5 protein-coding genes are annotated in these 5,618 nt (G+C 66.8%); all 5 read left to right on the top strand.

Annotated features, from left to right (window positions below; all coding sequences use genetic code 11):
* Nucleotides 1–704 (top strand): methyl-accepting chemotaxis protein (locus QRO91_RS21610; protein WP_285310562.1); only part of this gene is annotated, 704 nt, incomplete at its 5' end.
* A 216-nt stretch (nucleotides 705–920) separates the two neighbouring features.
* Complete coding sequence (locus QRO91_RS21605) at nucleotides 921–1,694, top strand: flagellar brake protein (protein WP_049426672.1); 774 nt, start codon at nucleotides 921–923, stop codon at nucleotides 1,692–1,694.
* A 184-nt stretch (nucleotides 1,695–1,878) separates the two neighbouring features.
* Complete coding sequence (locus tag QRO91_RS21600; protein ID WP_197633780.1) at nucleotides 1,879–2,370, top strand: chemotaxis protein CheW; 492 nt, start codon at nucleotides 1,879–1,881, stop codon at nucleotides 2,368–2,370.
* 136 nt (nucleotides 2,371–2,506) lie between these two features.
* Nucleotides 2,507–2,890, top strand: coding sequence for a hypothetical protein (locus QRO91_RS21595; RefSeq protein ID WP_005409515.1), 384 nt, complete (start codon nucleotides 2,507–2,509; stop codon nucleotides 2,888–2,890).
* A gap of 101 nt (nucleotides 2,891–2,991) precedes the next feature.
* Complete coding sequence (locus tag QRO91_RS21590) at nucleotides 2,992–5,370, top strand: methyl-accepting chemotaxis protein (protein WP_197651241.1); 2,379 nt, start codon at nucleotides 2,992–2,994, stop codon at nucleotides 5,368–5,370.
* The last annotated feature ends 248 nt before the right edge of the window (nucleotides 5,371–5,618 follow it).

Here is a 5,618-nt window from a genome sequence, read left to right as displayed (position 1 = left end):
CGCAGGGTGGCGACGTGGTCGGCCAGGTGGTCACCACCATGTCGGCCATCGAAGCCTCGTCGAAGAAGATTGCCGAGATCATCTCGGTCATCGACGGCATCGCGTTCCAGACCAACATCCTGGCGTTGAACGCCGCGGTGGAAGCCGCCCGCGCCGGTGAACAGGGCCGTGGCTTCGCGGTGGTTGCCAGCGAGGTGCGCACCCTCGCCCAGCGCTCCGCTGCCGCCGCCAAGGAGATCAAGGGCCTGATCGACGATTCGGTCGGCAAGGTCGCCGAAGGCTCCAGCCTGGTCCATCAGGCCGGCAGCACCATGGGCGAGATCGTCGCCTCGGTGCAGCGCGTGACCGACATCATGGCCGAGATCTCCGCTGCCTCGCAGGAACAGTCGGCCGGCATCGAGCAGGTCAACCAGACCGTCGTGCAGATGGACGAGACCACCCAGCAGAACGCCGCACTGGTGGAGGAAGCCACCGCTGCGGCGCGCGCGATGGAAGACCAGGCCATGCAGCTGGGCGAAGCCGTAGCGCGCTTCCGGCTGGCATCGCAGGGCGTCGCTGCTGCACCGGCACGGCTGGCAAATGCGCCGCAGCCACGCCAGGTCGCGGCTGCCCTGCCCGCCACCAAGGCAGCACCGGCACGACCGTTGCGTGCATCGGCCGCCCAGCCGGCGCTGGCTGCCGAGGGTGACTGGCAGGAGTTCTGAGGACACCGGGGTCGGATCCCTCTTCCGCGGAAGGGGGCTCTGACCCCACGCAGGAAGAGAGCCACGGGGTCAGATCCCTTTCCCATGGGAAAGGGCTCTGGCCCCTTACGCATGGAAAGTGATGCAAATCTCACTTCATAATCCAATGCAGAGGCCGATATCCCCATCGAGCCTCGCGCCAACGCGTGCTGGCGCCCGCCCCTGATCACAGATTCCATGTCCGACGGCCACGACACTGAACTGCACGATGTCCACGCGGCCGACGCCGCGGACGAACGCTTCCTGGTCCGCAACCCCCGCCAGCTGCGCCACCTGCTGCGCTCGCTGATCGACCAGCGATCACTGATCAACGCGCATATCGACGGCCGGGACCGTTCGTTCCCGACCGCCCTGCTTGATCTCGACGAGGACGAAGACTACCTGCTGCTCGACGGCAGCCCGCAGGAGGCATCCAACCGTGCCGCCGAGCAGGCCGACCATCTGCTCTGCTTCGCCCAGCTGGAACGTGTCCTCGTGCGGTTCCGCCTGCACGCGCTGCAACGCGTGGACAACGATGGCCACGTCGCCTTCCGCGCCCCGCTGCCGGACGAACTGGTGCACCTGCAACGCCGCGAGCTGTACCGGCTCGAGACCCCGGTCACCGACTCACCACAGCTGCTGCTGCCACCCGGCGAAGCCCGCGCCGAAGCACTGTCGATGCGGGTGGTGGACATCAGCGGTGGCGGCCTGGCCGTAGTGGTACCCAACGACTGCGCCGTGTTCGGCCTGCAGAAGCGCTATACGGCTCAGCTGTCGCTGCCCGATGGCCCGGACCTGGACATCGAACTGGTGGTCTGCAACCTGCTGCCTCAGCGACAGCCCAACGGCATCGAGGTCAAGCGCGTAGGCATGCGCTTTGACAGCCTGCCGCGCGGTGGCGACAGCGCCATACAGCGCTACATCTTCCGCATCGACCGCCAGCGCAAGGCCCGCCGCAACGGCGAGCTCTGAGGCCCGTCCAATGGGTATGCCGGCCAGCGGCCGGCACCATCCACGCCGTGCGTGGATGCCCAACCCACCGCCCCGGTAGACCCACGCCATGCGTGGATGCCTCTCCCCCGGCACCTAAAGTCCCCCCATGCGGGGCCGATATCGAGCCTGACACCGGGACTTCCGGCAGAACCAGGACCCCTCGATGAACGACAAGACCAGCTCCGCCGCCAGCGCCGGCGGCGAATTCCTCAGCTTCACGCTCGGCGCCGAGCACTACGGCGTGGACATCCTCAAGGTGCAGGAAATCCGTGGCTACGATGCGGTCACCCGCGTGCCGGATGCCCCGGACTACATCAAGGGCGTGATCAACCTGCGCGGCACCATCGTGCCGGTCATCGACCTGCGCCTGAAGCTGCGCCTGGACAACGCCCGCTACGACGCCTTCACCGTGATGATCGTGCTCAACGTCGAAGACCGCGTGGTCGGCATCGTGGTCGACAGCGTGTCGGACGTGATCCCGCTGTCGGCCGAGCAGATCCGCCCGACCCCGGAGTTCGGCGCTGCGGTCGATACGCGCTTCATCTCCGGCATCGGCACACACGACGACCGCATGCTGATCCTGCTGGACATCGAGACCCTGCTCGACAGCGCCGACATGGGCCAGTCCACCCTCGCCGAAGACGCTGCCGCCTGACCCAGCGGACCTGCTTCACGTTCTGGTCACAAAACCCTTCAGTTCCCCCCGGCGGTGCCGATAGGGGGACAGAAGCCGGTCGCGCAGGAGCGCGCGGAACCGGAACGACCATCACCATCCCCGGAGATACACCTCGATGAAGTCCCTGCTTGCGTTCGTTTCGGCCGCTGTCCTGGCCACCACCGCTTCCTCCGCGTTCGCCCAGGCGGCCGACATGATCCCGCCGGAACTGGCCCCGCGTTCGGTCGGCAAGGACGGCATGGTCTGTGGCAAGGTCGAAAAGGCCCGTTACGCAGAAGGTTCCGAAGGCCAGCCGACCTTCCTGTACATGGGCGGCGCCTTCCCGCGCCACACCTTCTCGGCGCGCATCGCCGGCGAGAACCGCGGCAAGTTCTCCTTCCCGCTGGAAACCCTGGAAGGCAAGACCGTGTGCGTGATCGGCAAGATCCAGCGCGACGCCTCGCGCGCGGAAATCGAAGTCAGTTCGCCGGCGGGCCTGAAGCTGGCCAACATCAAGTAATCCGCTGTCCGTCGAACCACGCCGGAGCTTGTGCCGGCGTGGTTTCTGCTGCAACCGGGCCCGACGCCCGGACGCGTCTGCCTTAGGAGATCGCAACGCCCATGCCGTGGATCAACAACCTGAAACTGATGCCGAAGCTGCTGTTGACCTTCGGTGTCCTCCTGCTGGTGATGCTGCTGCAGGGCATCGTCGCCTATCGCGGACTGCATTCGCTGAACAACGTCACCACCGAGTTGGCCGGTTCGCGCATGGAAAGCATCCGCATGGCCGGCGAGATGCGCGGCATGCTGGGCGAGTACCGCAATGCCGCCTACCAGCAGCTGATCCGCGCCAGCGATGACGTCAAGGCCGACGCGCGCAAGCAGGCCGTCGACCTGCGCACCAGCATGGACAAGTCGATCAAGGACTACCCGAAGCTGGTCGACAACGCGCAGCAGAAGAAGCTGTTCGATACCTTCGCCAAGGAATGGAAGGACGCCCTGGCCTCCTATGACAGCGTCACCGAGATGCTGGAGCTGGACCTGCCGGACGATGCCATCGATACCTTCGTGGGCGAGACCCGCACCAAGCACCGCAAGGCGGCTTCGGCGCTGGAAGCGCTGATCGCCGAAGACAACCGCCTCGCCCGCGCCTCGCGCGAAGAGGCCGCGTCCACCTATTCCGCCTCGGCCGTGCTGACCGTGATTGCCCTGCTGGGCGGCGCCGCACTCGGCCTGGTGCTGGTCTGGCTGTTCGCCCGTGCTCTGGTCGGCAGCGTGCGTGGTGCCGTTTCGGTTGCCAACGACGTCGCCGGCGGCAAGCTCGATGGCCACATCGACGTCAGCCGCCAGGACGAAGTGGGCGAGCTGATGCAGGCCATGCAGCGCATGCAGCGCGACCTGCGCGAGCGCATCGAAACCGACCAGGCCGTCGCCCGCGAGAACCTGCGCATCCGTACCGCGCTGGATTACAGCTCCACCGGCGTCTACCTGACCGATACCAGCAACACCATCGTCTACAGCAACCGCGCCCTGCAGCAGACCCTGAGCCAGTACCAGGACGAAGTGCGCCGCGACCTGCCGGACTTCGACGCCCAGGCCTCGCTGATCGGCAAGCCGGTCACCGTGCTGGAGCACCGCGGCGAGATGGACCAGACCCTGCTGGGCAACCTGAAGGCGCACGGCGTCGCCCGTCGCCCGATGCAGTACGGCGACGCCCAGTTCGCGCAGGTGGTGTCGACCATCCGCAATGAAAGCGGCGACACCGTCGGCTACGTGGTGGAATGGCGCGACCGCACCCAGGAGGCCCTGGTCGAAGCCGAAGTGGCGCGCGTCATCGCCCAGGCCGCCGCCGGCGACCTGTCCGGCCGCATCGACGCCAGCGACAAGGAAGGCTTCTTCCTGCAGCTGGCACAGCAGATCAACGGCCTGCTGGACGCCAACGCCGGCAGCATCGAACAGATCTCCGGCCTCCTTGCCGCACTGTCGCAGGGTGACCTGACCGTGCGCATGCACGGCGATTACCAGGGCGTGTTCGCCCGCATGCGCGACGACGCCAACGCCACCGCCGCGCAGCTGAGTGAAATCGTCACCCGCATCAAGCAGTCCAGCCGCGCGATCAGCTCGGCCGCCGGCGAAATCGCCTCCGGTAACAGCGACCTGTCGCGTCGTACCGAGCAGCAGGCGGCCAACCTGGAAGAGACCGCCGCCTCGATGGAGGAACTGACCTCCACCGTGCGCCAGAACGCTGAACATGCCCGTCAGGCCAACCAGCTCGCCATCGGCGCGCATGGTGTCGCTTCGCAGGGCGGCGACGTCGTCGGCCAGGTAGTCACCACCATGTCGGCCATCGAAGCCTCGTCGAAGAAGATCGCCGAGATCATCTCGGTCATCGACGGCATCGCCTTCCAGACCAACATCCTGGCGCTGAATGCCGCGGTGGAAGCCGCGCGTGCCGGTGAACAGGGCCGTGGCTTTGCCGTGGTCGCCAGCGAGGTGCGCACCCTCGCCCAGCGCTCGGCCGCCGCCGCCAAGGAGATCAAGGGCCTGATCGACGATTCGGTCGGCAAGGTCAACGACGGCTCGGCACTGGTGCACAAGGCCGGCGCGACCATGGGCGAGATCGTTGCCTCGGTGCAGCGCGTGACCGACATCATGGCCGAGATCTCCGCCGCCTCGCAGGAACAGAGTGCCGGCATCGAGCAGGTCAACCAGACCGTGGTGCAGATGGACGAAACCACCCAGCAGAACGCTGCACTGGTGGAAGAAGCCACCGCCGCCGCCCGGGCGATGGAAGAACAGGCCGGCCACCTCAGCGAGGCCGTTTCGATCTTCGTGGTCGACGAAGCCGATACCGTGGTTGCACCGCCGCGCGTTGCTGCCCCGGCCCCGCGTGCTGCTGCACCGGCAGCACCGGCTCCGGCCGCTCCGCCCGCGCGCCGCACCGCGGGTGGTCGCCCGATGGCCACGGAACTGGCCGACGGGGACTGGCAGGAATTCTGATGCCTGCCTGACCTGATGTACGAGAACGCCCTGGCCCTGTGCTGGGGCGTTTTTGTTTACGGGGTATCTGGATTCCAGCCAACGGCGAAGCCCCTCGGGGTGGTCGCGGAGAGCGGCGGATTTCCTACGTTTAGGCCGGGAGGGTGGGCTGCGCAGGGGACGCCGTGAACCTGTGGTGGTCCAGTATTTTTGGACACTCCCAAAGGGAGTTCAGGCCACCTGCTCTTCACAAAGCGCAGGTGGCACAA

The sequence above is a fragment of the Stenotrophomonas maltophilia group sp. Smal32 genome (assembly GCF_030237085.1).
GTDB lineage: Bacteria > Pseudomonadota > Gammaproteobacteria > Xanthomonadales > Xanthomonadaceae > Stenotrophomonas > Stenotrophomonas maltophilia_Q.
The sequence above is the reverse complement of the archived record's forward strand: the minus strand, read 5'-3'. Positions and strand labels throughout refer to the sequence as shown.